Here is a 24,297-nt window from a genome sequence, read left to right as displayed (position 1 = left end):
TACGCGTAAGCCCGGACCACCTAGTGCCACGGTTCAGATACTGAGCGGAGGGTGGCCGCGGTGGCCACCGCGGCGGTCACCGCCTCGTGCCCCTTGTCCTCGTTCGAGCCCTCGATGCCGGCGCGGTCCAGGGCCTGTTCCTCGGTGTCGCAGGTCAGCACGCCCATGCCGACGGGGACGCCGGTTTCCACCGAGACCTGGGTGAGGCCCTGGGTGACGCCCTGGCACACGTACTCGAAGTGCGGGGTGCCGCCGCGGATGACGACACCGAGGGCGACGATCGCGTCGTAGCCGCGGCCCGCGAGGACCTTGGCGACGACCGGGAGCTCCCAGCTGCCGGGGACCCTGAGCAGGGTCGGCTCGTCGATGCCCAGGTCGCGCAGGGCCCGCAGGGCGCCGTCGACCAGTCCGTCCATCACCTTCTCGTGCCACTGCGCCGCGATGACGGCGACCCTCAGGTCGCCCACGTTGCGTACGGACAGCTCCGGTGCACCCTTGCCGCTCACGTTCTGGACTCTCCTCGAAGTGCTTACTGGTTGCTGCAGGTGGACACCGGGTTGGTGTCCAGCCAGGGAAGGTCGTGGCCCATCCGGTCCCGCTTGGTGCGCAGGTAGCGGAGGTTGTGCTCACCCGCCTGTACGGGCATCGGCTCCCGCCCGGTGACCTTGAGGCCGTGGCGCAGGAGGGCGTCGGACTTGTCGGGGTTGTTGGTCATCAGCAGCAGGCTGCGTACCCCGAGGTCCTCCAGGATCTGCGCGCCGGCGCCGTAGTCCCGGGCGTCGGCGGGCAGGCCGAGCTCCAGGTTGGCGTCGAGGGTGTCGTGGCCCTGTTCCTGCAGTTCGTACGCCCGCAGCTTGGAGAGCAGGCCGATGCCGCGCCCCTCGTGGCCGCGCAGGTAGACCACCACTCCCCTGCCCTCGGCCTGGATGCGCTCCAGGGAGGCGTCGAGCTGGGGGCCGCAGTCGCAGCGCAGGGAGCCGAAGATGTCGCCGGTGAGGCACTCGGAGTGGACCCGGACCAGGACGTCCTCGCCGTCGCCGATCTCGCCGTGGACGAGAGCCACGTGCTCGACGCCGTCGACGGTGGAGCGGTAGCCGTACGCCGTGAAGGTGCCGTGGGCGGTGGGCAGCCGGGTCTCGGCCTCGCGGCGGACCGTGGGCTCGCTGCTCCGGCGGTAGGCGATCAGGTCCTCGATGGAGATGATCGTCAGGCCGTGCTTGCGGGCGAAGGGGATCAGCTCGGGCAGCCGCAGCATCCGGCCGTCCTCGCCCGCGATCTCGACGATCGCGCCGGCCGGGCGCAGTCCCGCGAGCCGGGCCAGGTCGACGGCGGCCTCGGTGTGACCGTTGCGGGTGAGGACGCCTCCGTCCTTGGCGCGCAGCGGGAAGATGTGGCCGGGGCGGACGAAGTCGGTGGGCTCGGCGGCACCGCTCGCGAGGAGCTGGAGCGTGGTCGCGCGGTCGGATGCCGAGATCCCGGTGGTCACGCCGTGCGCACCGGACGCGTCCACGGAGACGGTGAACGCGGTCTTCATCGACTCGGTGTTGTCGTCGACCATCTGCGGCAGCTTGAGCCGGTCCAGTTCGTCACCCTCCATGGGGGCGCAGATCAGGCCGCGGCACTCGCTCATCATGAAGGCGACGATCTCGGGGGTGATCTTCTCGGCGGCGACGACCAGGTCGCCCTCGTTCTCGCGGTCCTCGTCGTCGACGACCACGATGGGGCGGCCGGCCGCGATGTCGGCGATGGCCTGCTCGACGGGGTCCAGCGCGAAGTCCTCGAACCCGTCGGTGCTGTAGAGAATGGGTGCGGCGGTCATGCCGGCGCTCCTTCCATGACGGGCCGCGCGGACTCTCGGGAGCGCAGCCACCAGTCGCGCATGCCCCACAGGACGAGCGCGCCGTAGATGACGTAGACGAAGCCGGAGAAGGCGTAGCCGTTGGCGAAATTCAGCGGGACGCCGACGAGGTCGACGAGGAGCCAGGCGAACCAGAACTCGACCATGCCGCGCGCCTGGGCGTACATGGCGACGACGGTGCCGACGAAGATGTAGGCGTCCGGCCAGGGGTCCCAGGACAGGCTCGGGTAGGCCTTGAAGAGCAGGGCGACCGCGACGGTGCCGACGGCGGCGGCGCCGATCATCGAGGCGCGTTCGGTCCAGGTGGCGAACCGCGGTGCGATGTGTCCGTCGCCGGACTGCTCCTTGTTGCGGTTCCACTGCCACCAGCCGTACAGGGCGACGACCATGACGACGGCCTGCTTGCCGGCGCTGCCGGTGAGGTGCCCGTAGAAGGCGCCGAAGAGGATGAGGCCGGAGGCGAACTGCACCGGCCAGCTCCACAGGTTGCGCCGCCAGCCGAGGGCGAGGGCGATCAGGCCGAGGATGTTGCCGATCATGTCCGACCAGAGGATGTGCTGGCCGAACAGGGTGAAGGCCTCGGTGTTGAGGGAGTTCACTTCCCCGCCCCCTGACTGCTTGCGAGCAGGCGCTCGACGTACTTGGCCACGACGTCGACCTCGAGGTTGACCGGGGCGCCGGGCTGCTTGAGGCCGAGCGTGGTCAGGGCGAGGGTGGTGGGGATGAGGCTCACGGTGAAGTGGTCGGGGCCGGCGTCCACGACGGTGAGGCTGATGCCGTCGACCGTGATGGAGCCCTTCTCGACGACGTAGCGCGAAAGGTCCGCGGGGAGCGAGATCTTGATGATCTCCCAGTTGTCGGAGGGCTTGCGCTCCAGGACCTCGCCGGTGCCGTCCACATGCCCCTGGACGATGTGTCCGCCGAGGCGTGCTCCCACGGCCGTGGGGCGTTCGAGGTTGACGCGGGAGCCGACGCCCAGGGCACCCAGGCTGGAGCGGTCGAGAGTTTCGGCCATCACGTCGGCGGTGAACTCGTCGCCCTCGTGGTCGACGACGGTGAGGCAGACGCCGTTGACGGCGATGGAGTCCCCGTGTTTCGCGCCCTCGGTGACGACGGGGCCGCGCAGTCGGAAGCGACAGGCGTCGCCGAGGTTCTCGACGGCGGTGATCTCGCCCAGCTCTTCGACGATTCCGGTGAACACTTCCCGGGTCCTCCCTGCCTCTTGGGGCACGGACTCCGGGGCTGTCGATGACGACAGAATGGACGAGCGGGAACACCGGGGGCGACGCCGGACGCACTCGTCCCTCAGGACGAACGGATACGGCGGCGCGCACGAATGCCCGCCCGCCGCGCACTGCCTCCCATCCGGACTTTAACCGTCGGTCCAGGAATTTCACCTGGTCAACCGGCCGCTGGAAGCGGCCGGGTCGCGGACTGTAACCGCCGGTTCGGACTTTCACCGACCCCGGAGTGCGCTGCTTCTGGTACAGAGCCAGTCTGCCACGCCTGATCGACGTCCATACAGGTGATGGATGTGGGGTGGCTCACAGACGGTAGCGATGGACATGTCGGGGCCGACCTCCCGGCCGATTCCCACGGACGGATGGCGCAGATCCATTGACGTAATGGTCTAGTCCTTTTTAGGGTCGCCGTGCGTGGACACCCGTAGAGACGGGCCCGGCGGCGGTGACGACGGCCCTTGCCCGCCGCCGGGTCTCCTTCCCTGGTGAGAGTGCGTCCGGGCGGTGGGAGGACCACCTGCTGGCCGGCGACGACTACCCGCGCCTTTGAAGAGGCGCGAACAACTCGTCCTGAGCCCTCTCTCTCGCCGTGAGCAGGGCGCCCCGCAGGACCGCCCCTCCCCCCAGCGCGCTCGCCCGCACCTCGGTGGGCAGCGGTGACATTCGGCGGACCCGTCGCTCCACTCTCGCCGCGAGGTCCGCTCCACCGGCCTGGCCCACCTCCCCGGCCAGCACCAGGCAGCCCGGGTCGAGGATGGCCACGACCGCGGCGACTCCCACGGCCAGGCGGTCGGCGAGGGCGTCCAGGAAGTCCGTCGCGGCACTCGCCCCCGCTACCGTCGCCACACTCACTCCCGCTCCCGCTCCCGCACTCGCCCCCGCTCCCGCACTCGCCACCGCGTCCCGAACCACCCCCGCGGCCAGCGGCTCGTACCCCTGTGCCTCGACGGTCAGCCCGTGCCGCTCCGCCAGGGCCACGATCGCCGCCGAGCCCGCCAGGGAGTGGAAACCCCCCTCGCAGTCCACCGCCGACGGCAGCCCCGCCGTGCCCGGCACCGGCAGGAAACCGATCTCCCCCGTGCCGCCCGACGCGCCCCGGCGCAGGGTGCCCTCCAGGACGACGGCCGCGCCCGTGCCGTGACCGAGCCACAGCAGCACGAAGGTGTCCCGGTCCTTGGCCACCCCGTCGCGCTGTTCCGCCAGCGCCGCGAGGTTGGTCTCGTTCTCGACATGGACGCGGGTCTCCGGGAGCCGCTCCTGCAGCGCCAGCACCAGTCGCCGGTGCCAGGCGGGCAGGCCGCCGGAGTCGCGGAGTTCCCCCGTGGCCGGATCGATCAGGCCGGGGGCGCCGATGCCGACGGTGTGGAGTCCCGGCACCCCCGCCTCCTTCGCCGCCCGCTCGACCAGCGCGACGGCCTGCTCGACCGCGGGCCCGGTCCCCGTGTCCCCGCCGATGGGCACCGACGCCTCGGCCAGCACCCCTCCCAGCAGATCGCAGACCACGACGGAGACGCCCTCGGTGCGGACGTCGAGGGCCGCGAGATGGGCCTGGTCGGCGACAATGCCGTACAGCTTCGCGTTCGGGCCGCGGCGCTGCTCCCCCGACTCGCCGACCACGTCGATCAGTCCGGCGACGGCGAGGCGCTCGACGAGGTCGGCGACGGACGGCCGGGACAGTCCGGTGAGCTGCTTCAACTGCCCTGCCGTCAGCGGGCCTTCCTGCTGGAGCAGGCGCAGGGCGAGCCGGTCGTTGATGGCCCGGGCGGTGCTCGGGGATGCGGGCATGCCGGGAATCCTCTCAGATCCGCAGTGCCGAATATGCGCTATCTATCAGGCAGGGTTCCTGATAGTTTACGGCGGCAGCATGGGCAGGACGAGGATCCGGGAGGGGCCCGACCATGAGCGATGTGGTGTACGCGCCGGCAGAGGTACGGCGGGCCCGGTACGCCGTGGCCGCCGTGTTCGCCGTGCACGGGGCCGTGACCGGGTCGTTCGCGACCCGGGTGCCGTGGATCCAGGACCATGCCTCGGTGAGCGCCGGCCAGCTGGGGCTCGCGCTCGCCTTCCCCGCGCTCGGCGCGTCCGTGGCGATGCCGCTGGCGGGAAGCGTCAGCCACCGCTTCGGCGCGCGGAACGCCCTGCGCGGTCTGATCTCCCTGTGGACGCTGGCCCTGGTGCTGCCCTCCCTGGCCCCGAACCTCCTCACGCTCTGCCTGGCCCTGTTCGTCTACGGCGCCACCGCCGGCATGGCTGACGTGGCGATGAACGCGCTCGGCGTCGAGGTGGAGAACCGGCTGGGCCGCTCGATCATGTCCGGACTGCACGGCATGTGGAGCGCGGGTGCCCTGATCGGCTCGGCGGCCGGCACCCTCGCCGCGCATCTGGGCTCGGACGCCCGTCTGCACCACGCGCTCGCGTCGGTCACCCTCACCCTGCTCGGCCTGTTGTTCTGCCGCTGGGTGCTGGACCTCCAGCCCACCGAGGACGAGGAGCCGCCGCCCCGGTTCGCGCTGCCCCCGAAGTCGGCGCTGCTGATCGGCGCGGTGGGGTTCTGCGCGGTGTTCGCGGAGGGCGCGAGCCTGGACTGGTCGGCGGTCTATCTGCGGGACCAGCTGGAGACCTCGGCCGGACTCGCGGCAGCGTGCACCACCGGTTTCACGTTCACCATGGCGGTCACGCGGCTCGTCGGCGACCGGATCGTGGACCGGTTCGGTTCGGTGCGTACGGTCCGGGCGAGCGGGGCACTGGCCGTGCTCGGCGGCCTCCTCATCGTGGTCGCGAACCATCCGGCCGTGGCGATGGGCGGGTTCGCGCTGATGGGGCTCGGTATCGCGGTGGTCGTGCCGCTGTGCTTCGCCGCGGCGGGCCGCAGCGGGTCCAACCCCAGTCTGGCGATCGCCGGAGTCGCGACGATCACCTACACCTCGGGACTGATCGCCCCGAGTGCGATCGGCACGCTGGCCCAGGCGACGAGTCTGATGGTCTCCTTCGTCCTGGTGACCGTCCTGGCCGGCGGCCTCGTCGCCTTCGCGGGCGTGCTGCGCGCCGGCGACCGCGACCGCCCGAAGGTCAGTCCTGCGGCCGCAGCAGTTCCCGACCGGCGGCCCTGAAGCCCTCGCTCCAGGGCGTGGGGCGCAGCGTCTCCGCGTCCAGCCGGACCAGGACGCGGGTGCCGCGCGCGTACGTCGTGACCCCGTCCGCGGAACAGAACCGGAAACCGTAGGTCAGGCCGGTGGTGCCGAGCCGCTCCAGCCAGAGGTGGACGGCGTAGGGGCCGGTCCGGGTGACGGGGGCCTCGTAGCCGATCAGCAGCTCCTTGACCACGTTGCAGGCGTCCCCGGCGCTCGCCCAGTCACCGTCGAAGCGGATGCCGTGCCCCTCCCAGAACTCGGCCCAGGCCCGCTCGACGAGCAGCGGGTAGCGGGCGTTGTGGAGCATGCCCAGCGCGTCCAGGTCATCGAAGTGGACGGTGACCGGCATCAGCCGTCCGTAGGACAGGGCGGGGACGAGGTCGGGGACGAGGGTGGCTTCGGCGGTCACGGCGGGACTCCTGGGTGCATACGACAACGACCCCTATCCTAAGCGGTCGCTCACCCCGCCTGGTGTGGCGGTCCGGCTACGGCGAGGCCAGGTCATAGGCGTACGACGGGCTGAACGTGCCCGGTGTGCCCCTGCAGCTGTCCGACTCCCCCGGCAGCTTCACCCACAGGTAGGCGTCGATCTTCGCCTCGCCGGGGCTCAGGGTCGGGGGCCGGCCGATCTTCCGGCCCGCGGGGTCGCACCACTCGCCGTCGGGCGGGGCGCCGTTGCCGTTGCGGCTGGTGTCGATCACGGCCCCCAGGGTCGGCGGTCCGGCCAGGGCGTCGAGGACCCGGCGGTCGTAGGCGATCTCGGTGGACGTGGTGTGGAAGTTGGAGACGTTGCTGAAGATCCCGTCGGAGGAGGTGGCCGAGGCGGCGCCCGCCTGCTTGAGCAGGGCCGCCTGCTCGGCCGCCGGACGCCAACCGGAGTGACCGGCGTCGTAGTAGACGCGGGCCTCGGGGTTCGCGGCCTTCAGGACGCGTCCCGCGCGGGCCAGCGAGGCGAAGCGGTCGGCGCGCCCGGCGTCCGAGAGGCAGTCGGACTGGGCGATCGAGTCCGGTTCCAGGACTACGACGACCTCGGCGGAGCCGAGCCCCGCGGCGAACCGGTCGATCCAGGCGTCGTACGCGCCGAGGTCCGGTGCCCCGCCCTGGGAGGCGCCGCCGCAGTCGCGGTCCGGGATCGCGTACGGCACGAGCACCGGGACGCGGCCCTGCGCGGCACCGCCCGAGGTGACCGCGCGGACCCGGGAGGCAATGGTCGCCGGGGTGTAGTCGGCGAACCAGACCGCGGCCGGCCGGTCGGCGATGCGGGCCGCTATGACGCCGGCGCGCCAGTCGCCCGGGTGGTCCTGCACCCAGTCGAGGACCTGGGACTCGGGGTAGCGGTAGAGGCGGGTGGCGGTGGTCGGGCGGGCCTTCGTGGAACCGGGGCTCGCCTTCCTGGGGGACGGGGACGCACTCGCCTTCCCGCTTCCGGAAGCCGGGGCGGAAGGAGACACGGAGGGAGAGGCCGGCCGGGACGCCGACGGCACGGCGGACGGCGAACTCCGGCTGGGGGAGCCGCTGACGAGCCCGGGCCGAGCCTCGTCGGAGCCGTGCCGGTCGTCGTGCGCGGAGAGCATCCCTGTCGTAGTGCCGACGGCGACCACCAGGGAGGCCGCCGCGACCATCACGCCGCGGCCCGTGGCACGCCTGCGCGCGGCGCGGCGCGCGGCCAGCCGCTGGGCACGTGAGCCTGCCACCCTGGCGCTCCCCCCTCGCGCGACGGGCACGTTCCCCCGTTCTGGGGAAGCGTCGGGCCCGCCGGTACCCCGGCCAGCCTAGGACTGGGACCCTGCCGCTATGGCGCAATTGGAACAGTTCACCACTCCCCTCGACGCGGTCGTCTCCCGTATGCGCGCCCTGCACGAGGACCTGCCCGAACGGGACGGCGTCGCGGTCTTCAACCGCGTCTACCTCGCCGTCACCGAGGCGGTCGACCGGTGCGTCGACGGGGGCCGGTTCGCGGACGCGCGGGCCGCGATCACGCTGGACGTGCGGTTCGCCGAGCGCTATCTCGCGGCGGTGGACGCGGCGGCCCGTGAGCACCGTCCACCGGCCTGCTGGCGGCCCCTGTTCCAGTTCCGTCGTCATCCCGGCGTACGACCACTTCAGTTCGCGCTCGCGGGCATCAACGCGCACATCGGGCACGACCTGGCGCTCGCCGTGGTGGACACCTGTCGTAGCCTCGACTGCGAACCCGCGGACGTGGAGGACGAGTTCGACCGTGTGGGCGATCTCCTCGTCTCGCTGGAGGAGCGCATCCGCGAAGATCTGATGCCGGGCCCCGACCTCCTCCAGATCGCCGACCCGCTCACCCATCTGCTGGGCTCCTGGAGCCTGGAGCGCGCCCGCGACGCCACCTGGACCGCGGCCCGGGCGCTGTGGGCCCTGCGCGGACTGCCCGACGTGGCCGGGGAGTTCACCGAGCGCCTCGACACGGCGGTGGGCTTCGCGGGCCGCATGCTGCTCACGCCGCTGCCGGACTGAACCGACTCCCGCACACCGGGCTTACGTTGCGCGGGGCGCCGGGGGCTAGGGCCTGTCTGGCAATTCCCGTCTGCCTCGCGACGCCATGCACGCTCCCCCACTGCCTCAAGGGCGTGGGAGGTGCCCCCACTCGCCGCACCGGGCGCAGACCCAAGTACGTCCAGTACGAGGGCCTACGCCCGGCACGCCGAGAGCACGCACCTGACGCCGCGAGGCCGCCCTTCGGGCGACGACGGGAATTGTCAGACAGGCCCTAGTCCTCGGGGAGTTCGACAGGTGCGATCTCCTCGTACACGTCCCCCGGGCCGGGGTTGGTCGCGTCGGTCTCGCCGCCGAAGTGGTGCATGACGCCCCAGACCGCGTTCAGGGCGGTCTGGATCGCGCCCTCGGCCCAGCCGGCCGTCCAGGAGATGTCGTCGCCGGCGAGGAAGATGCCCCGCTTGTCCTCGGGCAGCCGGTCCTGCATGAAGTGGGTGAACAGGCGCCGCTGGTAGCGGTAGTGACCGGGCAGGTTGGCCTTGAACGCGCCCATGAAATAGGGCTCGTTCTCCCAGGAGACCGTCACCGGGCTGCCGATGACGTGCTTGCGGATGTCGACCTTGGGATAGATCTCGCCGAGCGACTTCAGCATGACCTCCATCCGTTCGTTCGCGGACAGCGGCAGCCATTTCAGGCTGTCGTCGCACCAGGTGTAGGAGAGGCAGATGACGGCGGGCCTGTCCGGGCCGTTGTCGAGGAGGTAGGTGCCGCGCGTCATACGGTCGGTGAGGGTCATCGACATGACGTCCCGGCCCGTCTCCTCGTCCTTGTCCAGCCAGAACGGGCGGTCGACGGGGACGAACAGCTTGGACGACTCCATGTAGTGGGTGCGCTCGATCGCCGTCCAGTGGTCGATCGGGAAGAGCGAGTCGTCACACGCGATCTTGGACAGCAGCATCCAGGACTGGGCGGTGAAGACCGCCGCCGCATAGGTGCGGATGTCACCGTCGGCGTCCGTCACGGTGATCCGGTTGCCCGCCGTGCGGTGCAGACGGGTGACCGCGGGACGGGGCTCACCGCCGACGTGCAGGGACTTCAGGGACGTGCCGTACGCCCAGTGCACGATCTTCTCCGGCTCGCGCTCCCACAGCCTGAGCGGCAGCTGCTGCGAACCGCCCACGATCCCGCGGTGGTGGTCGTCGGCCTCGGTGTAGACGACCCGCAGGATCTCCAGGATGGAGTTCGGGAAGTCGGTGTCCCAGCCGCCGGTGCCGAAGCCGACCTGGCCGAAGATCTCGCGGTGCCGGAAGGACTTGAAGGCCTCGGAGTCGCAGAGGAAGCCGTAGAAGGTCTGGTTGTCGAGCTTCTCGACGAGCTCGGCCCAGATCTCACGGATGCGCGGCACGTCCCGCTCGCGCATCGCGCGGTTCATGTCGGAGAAGTCGGCACCCTCTTCGAGGCACTTGTTCCAGGCGGCGGCGACATCGCGGTAGACCTGCGGCAGGTCGTCGATCGTCTCGGCGTAGTGGGACTCGCCCTTGAGGTCGACGACCGTCGAAGGGGTGGCCTCCGCGAGGGGGTTGGGGAAGGGCTGGGTCTCCAGTCCGACGAGGTCGATGTAGTGCTGGAGGGCGGTGGAGGAGGGCGGGAAGCGCATCGCGCCCATCTCCGCGGTGAGCGTGGGGTCGCAGCCCTCGAAGCCCACGGTCCTGAGCCGTCCGCCGATCCGGTCGGCCTCGTAGACGACCGGCTTGAGGCCCATCTTCATCAGCTCGTACGCGGCCACGATCCCGGAGAGACCGCCACCGATCACCGCGACCTCGGTGCCGTGCTCGGTCGCGGGAATCTGGCCGAGGCCCGCCGGATGGGCGAGGAAGTCGTCGTACGCGTACGGGAAGTCCGGTCCGAACATGGTGATCGGCGGTTGCTGCTCGTCTGCGTGCTCGACGGCGTTGGGCACGGTGGACGTCATGGGGTACGGACTCCTTTGAACAAAGGGGTGGTTCAGACGAGGGACCCGTAGAGGCCGGGTCGGCGGTCCGTCAGGTAGGGGTTCGCCTCGCGGGAGGCGGTGAGGAGGGCGGGGTCGGCGTCGGCGAACACCAGCTCCTCGGCGCGTCCGGCGCGAGCACGGGCCACCCCGTCGGGGCCGGCCAGCGTGGACAGCCCGACGAACTCGAACTCCCCTTCCTGGCCGACCCGGTTGACGTAGGCGACGTACAGCTGGTTCTCCCAGGCCCGCACCGGCACCAGGGACTCGGCGACGAACTGGAAGGGGTGCATCTGGGCCGTCGGCACGATCAGGAGGTCGGTGCCGGCGAGGGCGTGGGCGCGGACGTTCTCCGGGAACTCGACGTCGTAGCAGATCATGAGGCCGACGGTGAGTCCACCCAACTCGGCCTGGACGACCGGCTGTTCGCCCGGCTCGAAGTGGTCGTGCTCGAAGCAGCCGAAGAGGTGGGTCTTGCGGTAGTTGGCCAGCCGGACACCGTCGGCGGAGATCAGCTGGGCGGAGTTGAAGACGGACTCGCCGGACCGCTCGGGGTAGCCGTAGGCGATCGCGATCCCGTGCCGCTCGGCGATCTCCGCGACCGCGTCCGCCGAGTCGCCGTCGGCCGCTTCGGCGAGGCGGGCGATGTCGTCACCGATCGCGTACCCGGTGAGGAACATCTCCGGTGCGGCCAGCAGCGCGGCGCCCGCGGCGGCGGCCCGGCCCGCGGCCTCGTCGAGGACCTTGAGGTTCCCCTCGACGGAGCCGGGGCGGCCGGAGCTCTGGAGCAGGGCGGTGCGCATGCGTGATCCTCACCGGGCGGAAGGTGGATGTGGGGGCCACTGGAAGGGCCATGTAGACGGTACGGGCGGCCCGCCGGGGCGGACAAGGAGGAGCCGTTGCGCGCCCGTGAACGGTTCATTGCGTGCGGGGGCGGTCCTGCGGCGATTCGTTGCGCGGGCGCCCGCTTCCCCGGCCCAGCACCAGTGCCGTCACCAGATAGGGCACGGAAAGGATCATGAAGACCGTGCTGTGCGCCAGGGACGCTCCCAGGAGGGTATAGATCCCGAACACCAAGAGCGTCACCAGTTCCGTGCCCAGGCTCGCCACCGAGGTCACCGTGGCCCGGCGGGCGTCCTCGATGCGGTGCTGGAGGCGGACGTCGGCGAGCACCTCGGCCATCTGGAAGCCGGCGAAGGCGAGACCCACGAGGGCGATGCCGGCCGGGGTGCGGACCCCGGCGCCCACGGCCAGGGCGAGCGCGGAACCCGCGATCAGGGCGGCGAGGCCCCGGGTGCCGAGGCGCTCGGCGGGTCCGGCGCACAGGCTGCCGAGGGTCACCAGCGTCCAGACCAGCAGGACCAGGTAGGGGACGGTCGCGTCGGCCACCCCGAGGTCGCGGATCAGCAGTGACACGTACTCGTCGAGGGCACCCCACACCGCGGCGACGGCCGGGACGAGCAGCAGGGCACGCCGGACGGTCCGGTCCCCGCGGGCCTCGGCGAGTCCGGCCCGCAGGGTCGCCGACCAGCGTGTGCTCCCCTTCTCGTCCGGCACCCGGTGTTCGGGGAGCCGGGTCGCCGTCGCCGCGGCCAGCAGACAGGCCACGACGCTCGCGGCACCCACGGCCGGGTAGCCGCCGAGGGCGAGGACCGGTCCGGCCAGGCCCATCGCCGCGACCGTGGCCAGGAGCCGGGCCGCGCGGGTCCGTCCCATCACGCGCGCGTACCGCTCGGTGGCCCCGAGCCGTTCCAGCTCGTCGTAGACCAGGGCCTCCAGCGAACCGGAGCCGAGCGCGCCGCCCGCCCCCCACAGGACGAAGCCCAGCGCGAAGGCGCCGTAGGACGGCACGGTCACCCACAGGGTGAAGCCGGCGGCGGTGAGCAGCGGGCCGATCCACAGCAGCCGGCGCCGCGAGACGGTGTCGGCCCAGGCGCCGGAGGGCACCTCCAGGACGACGGCCGTGAGGGACCACAGGGCGAACAGCGAGGAGATCTGCCAGAGCGGCAGACCGGTGTCGGCGAACAGCAGCGCGTACACCGGGTAGAGCAGGACGAGATCGTCAAGGAACGCGTAGCCGTACAGCGTGGTCGTCAGCCGGCGTACACCGGTCGCGGGCACACGTGCGGGTGAGAGTGTCATGAGGCCTTCCCGGAAGGGCGGTTCGGACGTCGTCGGTACGGCGTCCGAGGCGGCCCTCGGGAGGCACGGCTGGTGGATCAATGTCGCCAGGTCATGGCACCGATGCTAGACAGTCGCGGGCCCGCTGCCCAGCGAAAATGTGGTGATCACCGCGGCGTGGTCGGACGGCCAGTCGTTGTCCTCGACGTCCGGCCAGGTCCCGGGGGTGCCGCTGACGCAGGTACGCGAGTCGAGGACCCGCAGGCCGCGATGGAGGACGAAGTCGATCCGGTCCTGCGGCTCCGGGTGAGGGTGCACCGGCGACCAGGTGTGTCCCGGGTCCCTTATGGCGTCGGGACGGGCCTGGCGGAAGGAGTCCCCGAAGCCCGCCTCCTCCGCCGCCTTCGTCACCGGCCACTCGACGTCCGGCCAGTCCAGGTGGGAGGGACACTTGAAGTCTCCGACGAGGACGACCGGCGCGGTGTCGCCGATGCGGTGCAGGGTGTCCCGCATCTGGGCGACCCGTACCTCCTCGTGGGCGAGCGGCTCGGACTCGTAGGGCCCGTACTGCTCGTAGTCGAGGTGGGCCGTCCAGACCTCGACCTCCCGCTCCCCTACGGCGATCCGCGCGCCGGCCGCCCCGTAGAACCCGACGTCCGGATCGCCCAGCACGGACGTGATCGGAAAGCGGCTGATGATGCCGAGGTTGGTCCCGGCCCGGTGGTGGTGCCAGCCGAGTGCCTCGGCGAGTTCCCCGGCGGCGGTGCCGTAGGTCTCCTGGAGCCCGACCACGTCCACATCGGTCTCGGCGATGACCTTGAGCTGCTTGGCCCGGTGGTCGTGGACCTTGGTGCCGCCGAACCAGAGGTTCCAGGTCATCACGCGGAGCCGGTGCGGCAGCAGGGCGCGCAGCCGGGCCACGGTGACGCCCTCCAGGCCCTCCGGTCCGGTCAGGACCGTACGGCCCGGGGCCGCCTCGATGGGGGCCAGTGAGGGCACGGCGAGGACCGCGCAACCGGCCGCCTCGGCGGAGCGCACGCCGGTCTCCGTGTCCTCGACGGCCACGCACCCCGAAGGATCCACGCCGAGCGCGCGGCAGGCGGCGAGATAGGGATCGGGTGCGGGCTTGGTGTGCTCGGTGTCGTCGGCGGTGACGGAGACGGCGAAGCGGCTCGCGCCCCCCAGGGCTTCCAGGACGGTGTCGGCGACGGCCCGGGGGGACGCGGTGACCAGGGCGGTGGGGATCTGCTCCCGCGCCAGGGCGTCCAGCAGGTCCAGCGCGCCGGGGCGGGGCACGACTCCGGTGCGGACGCGGTCCGCGAACTCCCGGTGCAGGGTCTCGGCGAGGCCGTCGGCCGGGGCTCCCGTGGCCGCGGCCAGCCAGGCTGCCGTGTGCTCGACCGGGCGGCCGAGCACGTCCGGCCGGTCCGCCTCGGTCAGGGGCCGCCCGGCGACCTGCTCCACCGCCTCCCACCACAGCCGCTCGGTGTCGACGAGCGTGCCGTCCATGTCGAACAGGACGGCCTGGAGCGGGAGTCGAGTCACGGTGATCTCTTTCGTGTGGGGGGAATCAGCGGTCGTACGACGGTCAGCGGGTGCGTTCCGCCACCAGGACCGGCCGCTCGGGCAGCGACACGCTCACCACGGCACCGGCGGTGAGCTCGGCCGCCTCGTGCGCGGCCAGGTCGGCCTTGACCTCGGTGCCGTCGGCGAGCCGGACGGTGACGCGGACGGCGGCGCCCAGGAAGGACGTGGCGACCACGCGGGACTTCCCGTCGGCCTCGGCCCGCACCCGCACGGCCTCAGGACGCACCAGCACGTCGACCTCGGTGGCGGACGGCACCGGGCCGTCGACCGGCAGCCGCTGCCCGAGCACGTCGACCGTGCCCTGGGCGAGCCGGCCCGGGATCCGGCTCATCGTGCCCACGAACTCGGCGACGAAGGGGGTGGCGGGACGGCCGTACAACTCGCTGGGCGGCGCGCACTGTTCGAGCTGGCCGGCGTGCATCACGGCGACCCGGTCCGCCATGGACAGGGCCTCCTCCTGGTCGTGGGTGACGAACAGGGTGGTGATGCCGAGCTCCTGCTGGAGCCGCCGGATCTCCTCGCGGAGGCTGAGCCGCACCTTGGCGTCCAGTGCCGACAGGGGTTCGTCGAGGAGCAGCACGCGGGGGCGCAGGGCGAGCGCGCGGGCCAGCGCGACCCGCTGCTGCTGGCCGCCGGAGAGCTGGTGGGGGAACCGGCCGCCCTTGTCGGCGAGCCCGACGAGGTCCAGCAACTCGGCTGCTCTGGCACGCCGTTCGGCCGTGCGGACCTTGCGCATCCGCAGTCCGAAGGCCACGTTGTCGAGCGTGTCGAGGTGCGGGAAGAGGCTGTACGACTGGAAGACCATTCCGGCGTCCCGGCGGTGGGCCGGCACCCGGGTCACGTCCTCGCCGTCGACCAGTACCTCGCCGGAGTCGGGGTGTTCGAAGCCGGCGAGCATCCTAAGGGCGGTGGTCTTGCCGCAGCCGGACGGGCCGAGCAGGGCGAGCAGTTCACCGGGCCGGGCGCTCAGGTCGAGTCCGTCGAGGGCGACGGTCGGGCCGAACTCCCGCCTGAGTCCCCGGAATTCGACGGTTGCAGCTGTTTCAGGCATGGGTCATCCCCGGGAGGTAGGACGGGTGCGGCCGCCGAAGCCGGCCAGGACGAGGAGCAGCACCCACGTCACGAGCAGGCTGAGCACGGACACGGCGACGGACAACTGGGCCTGCGAGCCGCTGACGTTGACGATCCACACGGCGAAGGGCCTAAAGCCCAGCAGTTGGGCCACGGTGAACTCGCCGAGCACCAGGGCCAGGGTGAGGAAGGAGGCGTTGAGGAGGGCGCCGCGCAGGTTGGGCAGGACGGCCTGGACGAGGGCCTGCGGCCAGCCGGCACCGCAGCTGCGGGCGGCCTCGACGAGGGTGCGGACGTCGACTGCGCGCAGTCCGGCGTCCAGGGCCCGGTAGACGAAGGGCAGCGCCATCACGACGTAGGCCAGGACCAGGACGAAGGGGAAGTCGGGGTTCTGGATCGCCACGAAGGTCTCGAACAGCGGGGTGCGGGAGAGGTGGTCGGGCCCCCACTTGAGGACCGTGCCGATACCGGCGACGAAGGCGATCGGCGGGACGACGAGCGGCAGCGAGCACACCACCTCGACGACCGGCCGCAGTCTGGGTGCGCCGAGCCGCAGCGCCACCATGGCGGGCACCATGAGCAGCAGCACGATCGCGATGGTGGCGAGGGCCAGTTCCAGCGAGAGCAGCAGGCTGGAGACGAAGCCGTCGGTGGCGAAGATCTGTGTGTAGGCGTCGAAGGTGATGCCCTGGCCCGGCACGTCGACGGTGAAGACGACGGACGCGGCCAGCGGCACCAGGAAGTACAGCCCGGCGAGGCCGAGCACGCCCCACCGCCACAGGTTCAGGCGAGCCATCGGGCGCTCCTTCGCTGAAGGGGCAGGTACACGGCCATGACCAGGCCGGCGACCAGGACCATGTCGAGGCTGAGGGCGAGCGCCACGTTCTCCTGGCCGACGAGCACGTTGCCGGAGATGGCGTCGGCTATCTGGAGGGTGACCAGCGGGATCGAGCTGCCCACCATCGCGGCGGCGGTGGCGTACGCGGCGAAGGCGCTGCCGAAGAGCAGCACGAACCCGCCGAGCAGCGTGGGCAGCAGGACGGGCAGGGCGACGAAGCGCCAGTACTGCACGCCCGTCGCCCCGTTGTTCTGCGCGGCCTCGCGCCACTGGACGCGCAGCCCGTCCAGGGCGGGGGTGACGGTGAGCACCATGAGCGGGATCAGGAAGTACAGGTAGACGATGACCAGGCCCCAGAAGCTGTACAGGTCCCAGCCCTTGTCGGTGAGGCCGAAGTGGCGGGTCAGCACACCGGCGTTGCCGAGGGTGGCGACGAAGGCGAAGGCCAGTGGGACGCCGCCGAAGTTGGCGAGCACCCCGGACGCGGTGAGCACGGCCTCGCGCAGGGCGCGGAAGCGGGAGGACACCACGGCCTGGGCGAGCGGCAGTCCGACCAGGGTGCCGAGGGCGGCGGACACCGCGGACAGCTTCACGCTGCCGAGCAGTGCGGTGAGGTAGGCGCCCTTGAGGGAGGTGGTCAGGTTGTCGAGGGTGTACGAAGTCGCCCCGGTGGCCGGGTCCTTGGCGGTGAAGGCGCCGTCGAGCATGGCGACCGCCGGCAGCCCGAAGGCGACCGCGACGAACGCGAGCAGCGGGACGACCGCGACCCAGCCGAGGGACCGGCGCCGCCGCTTCGTGCGAGCGGCGGGCGCCGTGTCCACCCGTACGGCGGTGGCCGTCATCCGGAGACGGCCTTCGCCCAGCCCTGTCCGAGGACCGTCTTGGCCTTGTCCTGCTGGGCCTCGGTCGGGAACTTGGGCGTTCCGGTGACCTCGGGCAGCTTGGCCGCGGCGGCCTTGTCGAGGGTGCCGGCCTTCTCCATGGCGGTCATCAGGGCCGGGCGGGCGTACCCCTTGAGCCAGAGGTTCTGCCCCTCGGCGCTGTAGAGGTACTCCTGCCACAGGCGGGCGGCGGCGGGGTGCGGGGCGCCCTTGTTGACGGCTTGGGAGTAGTACTGCGAGAACTGGCCGTCGCTCGGGACCGTGACCTTCCAGTCGACGCCCTTCGACTGGAACTCGTCGGCGTACCCGGCGTTCAGGTAGTCCCAGTCGATGCTGATCGGCGTCTCGCCCTTCTCGACGGTGGCCGGGGTCGACTCGACGGGCGTGTAGTTGCCGTTCTTCTTGATCTTGGCGAAGAAGTCGAGGCCGGGCTGGATGTCGTCGAAGGAGCCGCCGTTCGCGAGCGCGGCCGCGTAGACACCGCCGAAGGCCGAACCGGACTTGGTGGGGTTGCCGTTGAGGGCGACCTGGCCCTTGTACTGCGGCTTGAGGAGGTCGGCGAAGGTGGTGGGGCAGGTCTTGACGCGCTTGGCGTCGCAGCCGATGGAGATGTAGCCGCCGTAGTCGTTGTACCAGCGGGCCTGCGCGTCCTTCTGCCCGGTGGGGATGTCGTCGTACGACGCGACCTTGTAGGGCGCGAGCAGGCCCTGCTGGGCGGCGCTGATCGCGAAGGAGCTGCCGAGGTCGAGGACGTCGGGCGCCCGGTTCTGTCCCTTCCGCGAGGTCACGGCGTTGATCTCGTCCTGGCTGGAGCCGTCGGGATTCTCGACGGCGATCTTGATGCCGTACTTCTTCTGGAAGCCGTCGATGAGGGCGCCGTAGTTGGCCCAGTCGCGGGGCAGCGCGATGGCGTTGAGCGTGCCCTCCTTCTTGGCCGCGGCGACCAGCTTGTCCAGGCCGCCGAAGTCGGCGGCTGAGGTGGCGGTGGCGGCGTTCTTGCCGTCGGCGGTGGTCGACGCGGTGTCGGGGGCGGCGCCACAGGCGCTCAGGGCAAGGGCGGCGAGGGTGGCGAGAACACCGGCGGCGGCGGTTCTCGGCAGGGACACGGTCACGGCTTCTCCAGGGGACGCGCGAGGGTGCAGGAGTCGAACGGGACTCAGAAGGGAGAGAACTTGTCTGAACAAGTTGGCCTCAGTAAGGCTGCCGCTGGTGTCCTGTTCGTAAACACTGGCGAAACACTGACCCTTGAATTCCCGCACAATCAGGACTTCTCCGGGCCGGCTGCGATGTCGACTACGCTGGTCACGCTGTGCACAGTTGCCGACTCAGAGGGGAAGCATGGGGGCGCGACACGAGGAGATCGCCGACGAACTGCGCCGGGCGATCGACCGCGAGGAGTACACCGTCGGCAGTCTGCTGCCCGCCGAGACGGAACTCGCGGCCCACTACGGCGTCTCGCGCGGCACGGTCCGCCAGGCGGTCGCGGCGCTGACGGCCGAGGGGCTCATCGGCTCCCGGCAGGGCGCCCGCCGCGTGGTCCTCGCCAGCCGCCGCAGCCAGAGCTTCGCCGAACTGCGGAGCTTCGCCGAGTGGGCCCGGGCGATGGGGCGTGCGGCGACGGGCCAGGTGGTCGCACAGGAGTACCGTCCGGCCACCAAGGAGGACTCGGTACGCCTCCAACTGGCCGTGGGCACACCGGTGTTGCACGTCCTGCGGGTGCGCGGCCTGGACGGCGAACCGGTGTTGCTGGAGCGGACGGTGTACGCCGACTGGATCTCCCCGACCGTCGAGACCATCGAGCCGGAGTGCCCCTCGGTCACGCAACGCCTGTACGACGACACGGGGTTGGTGTTCGCCTACGGGGAGCACGTCATCGACGCGGTGGCCGCGGGGGCGCGGGACGCGGAACTGCTGGGCGTCCGCCGGACCAGCCCGCTGCTGCGGGTCCGCCGGGTGACCACGACCCGTGAGGGGCGACCGGTGGAGTGGTCGGACGACCGCTACCGTTCGGACGCGGTGAGCTTCAGCGTGCACAACTCGATCGACAACAACGCGCTGGCCAGGAAGACGGCCGACTGAAGGAGTCCCTCATGGAGATCAGCAGCCTCCCGCACGTGGACGAGCACACGCAGATCGTGGCGGCGGACGCCCCCGCCGTGTGGCAGAGCGTCGGCGAGGTACTGGACCGCTCCTTCTCCGGGGGACGCTCCGCCGGGTACGCCCGTCTGGTGGGCTGCCCGGACCGCACAGCCGCCGGACCGCGCCCCCTGGCGGAGGGCTCGGCCTTCCCCGGCTTCCACGTGCTGTCCGCCGACCCGGACCGGGAGCTCGTCCTGGTGGGCCGCCACCACTTCTCGACGTACGCCCTGGTCTTCCGCCTGGAGGAGGCCGGAGGCGGCCGCACCCGGCTGCGGGCCGAGACGCGGGCCCGGTTTCCCGGGCCCGGCGGTGCCCTCTACCGGCTGCTGGTCATCTCCTCAGGGGCGCACGCCCTGCTCACCGGACGCCTGCTGGCGGGGATCCGGCGCCGCGCCGAGCAGGTCAGGTAGGCGAGCCCGAGGAGAAGCGGCGCAGCAACGGGGAGAGGACCAGGACCGACTTGGTCCGCTCCACGAACGGCTCGCCGGCGATCCGTTCCAGGACGCGTTCGAAGTGCCGCATGTCGGAGGCGAAGACCTGCACGACCGCGTCCGCGTCGCCGGTGACGGTGGAGGCGGCCACGACCTCCTGGTAGCGCTCCAGGCCCCGCCGGATGGTGTCCGGCGAGGTGTTGTGCCGGCAGTAGATCTCGACGAACCCCTCGGTCTCCCAGCCGAGGGCCGACGGGTCGACCCGTACGGTGAATCCGGTGATGGCCCCGGTGGCACGCAGCCGGTCCACGCGCCGTTTCACGGCGGGCGCGGACAGGCCGACGATCTGCCCGATGTCCGCGAAGGAACGGCGGGCGTCCTCGGCGAGGGCGTGCACGATGCGTTCGTCGAGATCGTTCAGCACGGTGGGTGGATCAGCTTTCGGGTGTTGCGAGTCGGGAACGGCGATGGCCGTATACGAAGTAGAACACGAGTCCGACGGCCATCCAGACCCCGAAGACCACCCAGGTGACGGTGGACAGGCTGCCCATCATCCACACGCAGAAGCCGAAGCCCAGCGCCGGGAAGAACGGCGAGAGCGGGACACGGAAGGTGCGGGGCATGTCGGGACGGGTCCGGCGCAGCACGACCACGGCGATGTTGACCAGCGCGAAGGCGAAGAGCGTACCGATGCTGGTGGCGTCGGCGAGCCGGCCGAGCGGGATCGCCGCGGCCAGCACCCCGCAGAACAGGGACACGATCACCGTGTTGGCGCGGGGCGCGCCGGTCTTCGGGTGGACCCGGGCGAACACCTTGGGCACCAGTCCGTCCCGGGACATCGCGAAGAGGATGCGCGTCTGGCCGTAGAGGACGGTGAGGACGACGCTCGCGATGGCGATGACCGCGCAGAACGCCAGCAGGGTCCCCCAGAAGCTCTGCCCGGTGACCTCGCGCATGATCCGGGCGAGCGCGGCCTCCGAGTCGTTGAAGTGCTGCCAGGGCTTCGCGCCGACCGCGACGGCCGCGACCAGGACGTACAGCGCGGTCACGATGACCAGCGACAGCATGATCGCCCGCGGCAGGTCGCGCTGGGCGTTCTTCGCCTCCTCACCGGCGGTGGAGGCGGCGTCGAAGCCGATGTACGAGAAGAAGAGCGTGGCACCGGCCGCGCTCACGCCCGCCATCCCGAGGGGCATGAAGTGCTCGTAGTTGCCCGAGCGGAAGCCCTGGACGCCGATCGCGCAGAACAGCACGAGCGCGGCCATCTTCACGACGACCATGACGGTGTTGGCCCGGGCCGACTCGCGGGCGCCGCCCAGCAGGAAGGCCATGGCGAGGAGGACGACGATCAGCGCCGGGAGGTTGAAGACGCCGCCGTCGCCGGGCGGGGCGGACAGCGCGTCCGGGATGGTGACGCCGATGGTCCCGTCGAGCAGCTCGTTGAGGTACTCGCCCCAGCCGACGGCCACGGCGGCGACCGAGACGCCGTACTCCAGGACCAGGCACCAGCCGCAGATCCAGGCGATCAGTTCGCCCATGGTTGCGTACGCGTACGAGTACGAGGACCCGGCGACCGGGATGGTGCCCGCGAGCTCGGCGTAGGAGAGGGCCGAGAAAAGGGCGGTGAGGCCGGCGATCACGAAGGAGAGGGTGACGGCCGGGCCGGCCTTGGGGACCGCCTCACCGAGGACGACGAAGATGCCGGTGCCGAGGGTGGCGCCGATGCTGATCATCGTCAGCTGCCACAGTCCGAGCGAGCGCCTGAGGGCCCCTCCCTCACCCTGGCCGCCCTCGGCGACGAGGCGTTCCACCGGCTTGCGGCGCATGAGGCGCGCGCCGAGCCCCGTCGCCTGTGGGGTGCGCTGTTGCGGGGGTGCGCCTTGGTCGAGCACGCGCTGACTCCTTCGTCGTTGCAGGTGAGTACAGCGAAGCACCCTACGAGTCCGGACGTCGCAGCCGTAATGCAGCAACCTTGCACGCACTCGCAAGATCGTTGCGTTCCGCGCCGAAGGGTGGGCGTTCGTTGCGCGCGCCCCTGGCCGGCCCCCTTCGGCCCTCGTCAGTGCTCCTCCGGCTCCCCCGCCACCGCCCGCGCCTCGGCCACGTCCGCCTCGTCGAACCCCAGCTGCCCGGGCCTGCCGTGGGCCGCGGCCTGGGCGTCGATCCAGCGTGTGTGCGCCTCCCAGGCGGCCTGCTTGCTGGTGCCCAGCGCGGCCCCGATCTGCGACCAGGAGGCCCCGGCCTCGCGGGCCGCGCGCACGGTCAGCTGACGGCCGTAGGACGCCTTGCGCGCCACGACCTCGCTCAGCGCGAGGAGTTCGAGCAGTTCGGCCCGGTCGGGGGCGTCCGTGGCCCCGCCCGCGCCCATCGACTCCCGCATCCGCAGCTCGTCGAGCCGGGAGACGGCGGTCAGCAGGGTGTACTGCGGCTCGATGCTCTCCGGTGTCGTCATGCCTCCAGGCTCACGTCAAGCAGGCTTGACGTCAAGGTGGCCTGACGGGAGTTCCCTGACGAGGAACACACAGGCGTCGACGCACTCACAGGTCGTGCCGTCGTGGTCCTGGTACGCGTAGCGGTCCAGATAGTCGGTCGCCGGCCGGTAGCCGAGCCGTGCGTACAGGGCGGCCGCGCGCGGATTGTCCTTGCCGACCCCGATGCCCACGGTCGTCAGACCCCGCTCCCGGGCCAGTTCCTCGGCGGCCCGGATCAGCTCGGTGCCGATGCCCCGCGAGCGCAGGTCCTCGGGCCACACGGCGAGACCGCCGATCTCGGGGCAGTCCAGGGTGACCTCGGGTGCCGCGCAGCCGACCCAGCGCAGCTCCGTGTGCCCCACGGGCCGCCCGTCCAGCCACGCGACGAGGTAGGTGCACTCCCCCGCCTCCTGCCGCGCGAACCGCCGGGCATGGAACGACGTGGCTACCGGCGAGCCCATGTACCGGTCGAGCAGCGCGACATCGCCGCGCCGGCAGACGGTGATCTCCATACGCCGACCGTACGGTCCGCACGCGCGGACGGCCCCCGGTTTTCGCCGGGGGCCGTGCGAAACGGACTCAGCTCCAGCTGGCGTGCAGCGGCTTGCCCTCCGCGTATCCGGCCGCGCTCTGGATGCCCACGACCGCGTTCTCGGCGAACTCCTCCAGGGAGCCCGCGCCAGCGTAGGTGCACGAGGAGCGGACGCCCGCGATGATCGAGTCGATCAGGTCCTCGACGCCCGGGCGGGCCGGGTCGAGGAACATCCGGGAGGTCGAGATGCCCTCCTCGAACAGCGCCTTGCGGGCCCGGTCGTACGCGGACTCCTCGGACGTGCGGTTGCGCACCGCCCGCGCGGACGCCATCCCGAAGGACTCCTTGTAGAGCCGTCCGCTCGCGTCCTGCTGGAGGTCGCCCGGCGACTCGTAGGTGCCCGCGAACCACGACCCGATCATCACGTTGGACGCGCCGGCGGCCAGCGCCATGGCGACGTCGCGCGGGTGCCGGACACCGCCGTCGGCCCACACGTGCTTGCCGTACTTCTTCGCCTCGGCGGCGCACTCCAGGACCGCCGAGAACTGCGGCCGGCCGACCCCGGTCATCATGCGGGTGGTGCACATGGCGCCGGGCCCCACACCGACCTTGACGATGTCCGCGCCGGCCTCGATCAGGTCCCGCACGCCCTCGGCGGCCACGATGTTGCCGGCCACGATCGGGACCTGCGGGTCGAGCGCCCGCACCGTACGGATCGCGGTGATCATCGACTCCTGGTGGCCGTGCGCGGTGTCGATGACGAGCGTGTCGACGCCCGCGTCGAGCAGTTGCTTGGCCTTCTCCGCGAAGTCGCCGTTGATGCCCACGGCGGCCGCGATGCGCAGCCTGCCCCGCGCGTCGACGGCAGGCGTGTACAGCGTGGCGCGCAGGGCGCCCTTGCGGGTGAGGATGCCGGCGAGACGGCCGTCCCGGTCCACGGCGGGGGCGTAACGACGGTTGGCCGCGTCGAGGCGGTTGAAGGCCTCACGCGGGTCGATGTCCGCGTCGAGCAGCAGCAGGTCGCGGGACATGACCTCGGCGAGCTGGGTGAACCGGTCGACCCCGGACAGGTCCCGGTCGGTGACGACACCGACGGGCCGGCCCTCCTCGTCGACGACCACACCGGCGTTGTGCGCGCGCTTGGGCAGCAGGGCGAGCGCGTCGGCGACGGTCTGGTGCGGGGCCAGCACGATCGGGGTGTCCAGGACGTGGTGGCGGCTCTTCACCCAGGAGACGACCTCGGTGACGACCTCGATCGGGATGTCCTGCGGGATGACCACGAGGCCACCGCGCCGGGCCACCGTCTCGGCCATGCGGCGCCCGGCGATGGCGGTCATGTTGGCGACGACCAGCGGGATCGTGGTGCCCGTGCCGTCCGGGGCGCTGAGGTCCACGCCCTGCCGCGAGCCGACGGCGCTGCGGCTCGGGACCATGAAGACGTCGTCGTACGTCAGGTCGTACGGGGGCTGGATGTCGTTGAGGAAACGCACGTGCTGCACATCCCAGTCGATCAGAGGTGGCCCCCGGACAGGTCAGCCAGGGGGAA

The 24,297-nt window shown here is 71.5% G+C and carries 24 protein-coding genes and 1 riboswitch; of the genes, 4 read left to right on the top strand and 20 right to left on the bottom strand.

Annotated features, from left to right (window positions below):
• Positions 1-20: 20 nt before the first annotated feature.
• The 5 genes from ribH to RKD20_RS36560 form a co-directional block, all read right to left on the bottom strand.
• A complete protein-coding gene (gene ribH, locus RKD20_RS36580; RefSeq protein WP_356024345.1) occupies positions 21-506 on the bottom strand; it encodes a 6,7-dimethyl-8-ribityllumazine synthase in 486 nt (161 codons plus the stop codon).
• A 23-nt stretch (positions 507-529) separates the two neighbouring features.
• Positions 530-1,819, bottom strand: coding sequence for a bifunctional 3,4-dihydroxy-2-butanone-4-phosphate synthase/GTP cyclohydrolase II (locus tag RKD20_RS36575; protein ID WP_424881430.1), 1,290 nt, complete (start codon positions 1,817-1,819; stop codon positions 530-532).
• Positions 1,816-2,457, bottom strand: coding sequence for a nicotinamide mononucleotide transporter family protein (locus tag RKD20_RS36570; RefSeq protein WP_424881429.1), 642 nt, complete (start codon positions 2,455-2,457; stop codon positions 1,816-1,818). Before RKD20_RS36570 ends, RKD20_RS36575 begins: the two co-directional genes overlap by 4 nt.
• Positions 2,454-3,059 carry a riboflavin synthase gene (locus tag RKD20_RS36565; protein WP_424881428.1) on the bottom strand — a complete coding sequence of 202 codons (606 nt, stop codon included), beginning with the start codon at positions 3,057-3,059 and terminating at the stop codon, positions 2,454-2,456. The genes RKD20_RS36570 and RKD20_RS36565 overlap by 4 nt, the downstream gene beginning before the upstream one ends.
• A 146-nt stretch (positions 3,060-3,205) precedes the next feature.
• Positions 3,206-3,336: riboswitch (FMN riboswitch) on the bottom strand.
• Between the two features lie 297 nt (positions 3,337-3,633).
• On the bottom strand, positions 3,634-4,884 hold the full coding sequence (locus tag RKD20_RS36560) for an ROK family transcriptional regulator (protein WP_424881427.1): 1,251 nt from the start codon (positions 4,882-4,884) through the stop codon (positions 3,634-3,636).
• Positions 4,885-4,997: 113 nt separating this feature from the next.
• Here RKD20_RS36560 and RKD20_RS36555 point away from each other — a divergent pair, with 113 nt between their 5' ends.
• A complete protein-coding gene (locus RKD20_RS36555) occupies positions 4,998-6,209 on the top strand; it encodes an MFS transporter (RefSeq protein WP_424881426.1) in 1,212 nt (403 codons plus the stop codon).
• Here the strand turns inward: RKD20_RS36555 and RKD20_RS36550 are convergent.
• Together RKD20_RS36550 and RKD20_RS36545 are read right to left on the bottom strand one after the other, a co-directional pair.
• Positions 6,169-6,639 carry an acyl-CoA thioesterase gene (locus RKD20_RS36550; protein WP_424881425.1) on the bottom strand — a complete coding sequence of 157 codons (471 nt, stop codon included), beginning with the start codon at positions 6,637-6,639 and terminating at the stop codon, positions 6,169-6,171. The genes RKD20_RS36555 and RKD20_RS36550 overlap by 41 nt on opposite strands.
• A 76-nt stretch (positions 6,640-6,715) precedes the next feature.
• Positions 6,716-7,852, bottom strand: a complete 1,137-nt coding sequence (locus RKD20_RS36545) for a glycoside hydrolase family 6 protein (RefSeq protein ID WP_424883401.1) — start codon at positions 7,850-7,852, stop codon at positions 6,716-6,718.
• Between the two features lie 172 nt (positions 7,853-8,024).
• Between RKD20_RS36545 and RKD20_RS36540 the strand changes: the two genes are divergently transcribed.
• A complete protein-coding gene (locus RKD20_RS36540) occupies positions 8,025-8,711 on the top strand; it encodes a DUF5995 family protein (protein ID WP_424881424.1) in 687 nt (228 codons plus the stop codon).
• A 253-nt stretch (positions 8,712-8,964) separates the two neighbouring features.
• On the opposite strand, the gene RKD20_RS36535 is transcribed toward RKD20_RS36540, so the two are convergent.
• From RKD20_RS36535 to RKD20_RS36500, 8 genes are all read right to left on the bottom strand, one after another.
• A complete protein-coding gene (locus RKD20_RS36535) occupies positions 8,965-10,662 on the bottom strand; it encodes a flavin monoamine oxidase family protein (protein ID WP_424881423.1) in 1,698 nt (565 codons plus the stop codon).
• 32 nt (positions 10,663-10,694) lie between these two features.
• Positions 10,695-11,483, bottom strand: a complete 789-nt coding sequence (locus RKD20_RS36530; protein WP_424881422.1) for a carbon-nitrogen hydrolase family protein — start codon at positions 11,481-11,483, stop codon at positions 10,695-10,697.
• 115 nt (positions 11,484-11,598) lie between these two features.
• A complete protein-coding gene (locus RKD20_RS36525) occupies positions 11,599-12,822 on the bottom strand; it encodes an MFS transporter (RefSeq protein ID WP_424881421.1) in 1,224 nt (407 codons plus the stop codon).
• 105 nt (positions 12,823-12,927) lie between these two features.
• Positions 12,928-14,346 (bottom strand): HAD-IA family hydrolase, encoded by a 1,419-nt coding sequence (locus RKD20_RS36520; RefSeq protein ID WP_424881420.1) that lies wholly within the window; start codon positions 14,344-14,346, stop codon positions 12,928-12,930.
• 43 nt (positions 14,347-14,389) lie between these two features.
• Positions 14,390-15,439 (bottom strand): ABC transporter ATP-binding protein, encoded by a 1,050-nt coding sequence (locus tag RKD20_RS36515; protein ID WP_424881419.1) that lies wholly within the window; start codon positions 15,437-15,439, stop codon positions 14,390-14,392.
• Positions 15,440-15,442: 3 nt separating this feature from the next.
• Positions 15,443-16,255 carry an ABC transporter permease gene (locus RKD20_RS36510; RefSeq protein ID WP_424881418.1) on the bottom strand — a complete coding sequence of 271 codons (813 nt, stop codon included), beginning with the start codon at positions 16,253-16,255 and terminating at the stop codon, positions 15,443-15,445.
• Positions 16,243-17,139 carry an ABC transporter permease gene (locus RKD20_RS36505; protein WP_424881417.1) on the bottom strand — a complete coding sequence of 299 codons (897 nt, stop codon included), beginning with the start codon at positions 17,137-17,139 and terminating at the stop codon, positions 16,243-16,245. The genes RKD20_RS36510 and RKD20_RS36505 overlap by 13 nt, the downstream gene beginning before the upstream one ends.
• Positions 17,136-18,290 (bottom strand): ABC transporter substrate-binding protein, encoded by a 1,155-nt coding sequence (locus tag RKD20_RS36500; protein WP_424881416.1) that lies wholly within the window; start codon positions 18,288-18,290, stop codon positions 17,136-17,138. The genes RKD20_RS36505 and RKD20_RS36500 overlap by 4 nt, the downstream gene beginning before the upstream one ends.
• A 226-nt stretch (positions 18,291-18,516) precedes the next feature.
• Between RKD20_RS36500 and RKD20_RS36495 the strand changes: the two genes are divergently transcribed.
• On the top strand, positions 18,517-19,257 hold the full coding sequence (locus tag RKD20_RS36495) for a GntR family transcriptional regulator (RefSeq protein ID WP_424881415.1): 741 nt from the start codon (positions 18,517-18,519) through the stop codon (positions 19,255-19,257).
• A gap of 11 nt (positions 19,258-19,268) precedes the next feature.
• A complete protein-coding gene (locus tag RKD20_RS36490) occupies positions 19,269-19,727 on the top strand; it encodes a hypothetical protein (protein WP_424881414.1) in 459 nt (152 codons plus the stop codon).
• Here RKD20_RS36490 and RKD20_RS36485 read toward each other — a convergent pair.
• The 5 genes from RKD20_RS36485 to RKD20_RS36465 form a co-directional block, all read right to left on the bottom strand.
• A complete protein-coding gene (locus RKD20_RS36485; protein WP_424881413.1) occupies positions 19,720-20,172 on the bottom strand; it encodes an Lrp/AsnC family transcriptional regulator in 453 nt (150 codons plus the stop codon). The two genes, RKD20_RS36490 and RKD20_RS36485, sit on opposite strands and share 8 nt — an antisense overlap.
• Before the next feature lie 10 nt (positions 20,173-20,182).
• Complete coding sequence (locus tag RKD20_RS36480) at positions 20,183-21,640, bottom strand: amino acid permease (protein WP_424881412.1); 1,458 nt, start codon at positions 21,638-21,640, stop codon at positions 20,183-20,185.
• A 167-nt stretch (positions 21,641-21,807) separates the two neighbouring features.
• Positions 21,808-22,200 (bottom strand): hypothetical protein, encoded by a 393-nt coding sequence (locus RKD20_RS36475; RefSeq protein ID WP_424881411.1) that lies wholly within the window; start codon positions 22,198-22,200, stop codon positions 21,808-21,810.
• A 15-nt stretch (positions 22,201-22,215) separates the two neighbouring features.
• A complete protein-coding gene (locus tag RKD20_RS36470) occupies positions 22,216-22,731 on the bottom strand; it encodes a GNAT family N-acetyltransferase (protein WP_424881410.1) in 516 nt (171 codons plus the stop codon).
• Between the two features lie 67 nt (positions 22,732-22,798).
• Positions 22,799-24,241 (bottom strand): GuaB1 family IMP dehydrogenase-related protein, encoded by a 1,443-nt coding sequence (locus RKD20_RS36465; protein ID WP_424883400.1) that lies wholly within the window; start codon positions 24,239-24,241, stop codon positions 22,799-22,801.
• Positions 24,242-24,297 lie beyond the last annotated feature (56 nt).

This window comes from Streptomyces sp. SLBN-8D4, from assembly GCF_049739545.1.
Classification (GTDB): domain Bacteria; phylum Actinomycetota; class Actinomycetes; order Streptomycetales; family Streptomycetaceae; genus Streptomyces; species Streptomyces canus_C.
This window is presented reverse-complemented; position numbering and strand designations above follow the sequence as displayed.

Bases quoted from the DNA above. Each gene is read 5' to 3' on its own strand.
- RKD20_RS36575 (WP_424881430.1), bottom strand. From the start codon at position 1,819: ATGACCGCCGCACCCATTCTCTACAGCACCGACGGGTTCGAGGACTTC.
- RKD20_RS36560 (WP_424881427.1), bottom strand. From the start codon at position 4,884: ATGCCCGCATCCCCGAGCACCGCCCGGGCCATCAACGACCGGCTCGCC.
- RKD20_RS36555 (WP_424881426.1), top strand. From the start codon at position 4,998: ATGAGCGATGTGGTGTACGCGCCGGCAGAGGTACGGCGGGCCCGGTAC.
- RKD20_RS36545 (WP_424883401.1), bottom strand. From the start codon at position 7,852: ATGGTCGCGGCGGCCTCCCTGGTGGTCGCCGTCGGCACTACGACAGGG.
- RKD20_RS36540 (WP_424881424.1), top strand. From the start codon at position 8,025: ATGGCGCAATTGGAACAGTTCACCACTCCCCTCGACGCGGTCGTCTCC.
- RKD20_RS36535 (WP_424881423.1), bottom strand. From the start codon at position 10,662: ATGACGTCCACCGTGCCCAACGCCGTCGAGCACGCAGACGAGCAGCAA.
- RKD20_RS36530 (WP_424881422.1), bottom strand. From the start codon at position 11,483: ATGCGCACCGCCCTGCTCCAGAGCTCCGGCCGCCCCGGCTCCGTCGAG.
- RKD20_RS36525 (WP_424881421.1), bottom strand. From the start codon at position 12,822: ATGACACTCTCACCCGCACGTGTGCCCGCGACCGGTGTACGCCGGCTG.
- RKD20_RS36515 (WP_424881419.1), bottom strand. From the start codon at position 15,439: ATGCCTGAAACAGCTGCAACCGTCGAATTCCGGGGACTCAGGCGGGAG.
- RKD20_RS36510 (WP_424881418.1), bottom strand. From the start codon at position 16,255: ATGGCTCGCCTGAACCTGTGGCGGTGGGGCGTGCTCGGCCTCGCCGGG.
- RKD20_RS36505 (WP_424881417.1), bottom strand. From the start codon at position 17,139: ATGACGGCCACCGCCGTACGGGTGGACACGGCGCCCGCCGCTCGCACG.
- RKD20_RS36495 (WP_424881415.1), top strand. From the start codon at position 18,517: ATGGGGGCGCGACACGAGGAGATCGCCGACGAACTGCGCCGGGCGATC.
- RKD20_RS36490 (WP_424881414.1), top strand. From the start codon at position 19,269: ATGGAGATCAGCAGCCTCCCGCACGTGGACGAGCACACGCAGATCGTG.
- RKD20_RS36475 (WP_424881411.1), bottom strand. From the start codon at position 22,200: ATGACGACACCGGAGAGCATCGAGCCGCAGTACACCCTGCTGACCGCC.
- RKD20_RS36470 (WP_424881410.1), bottom strand. From the start codon at position 22,731: ATGGAGATCACCGTCTGCCGGCGCGGCGATGTCGCGCTGCTCGACCGG.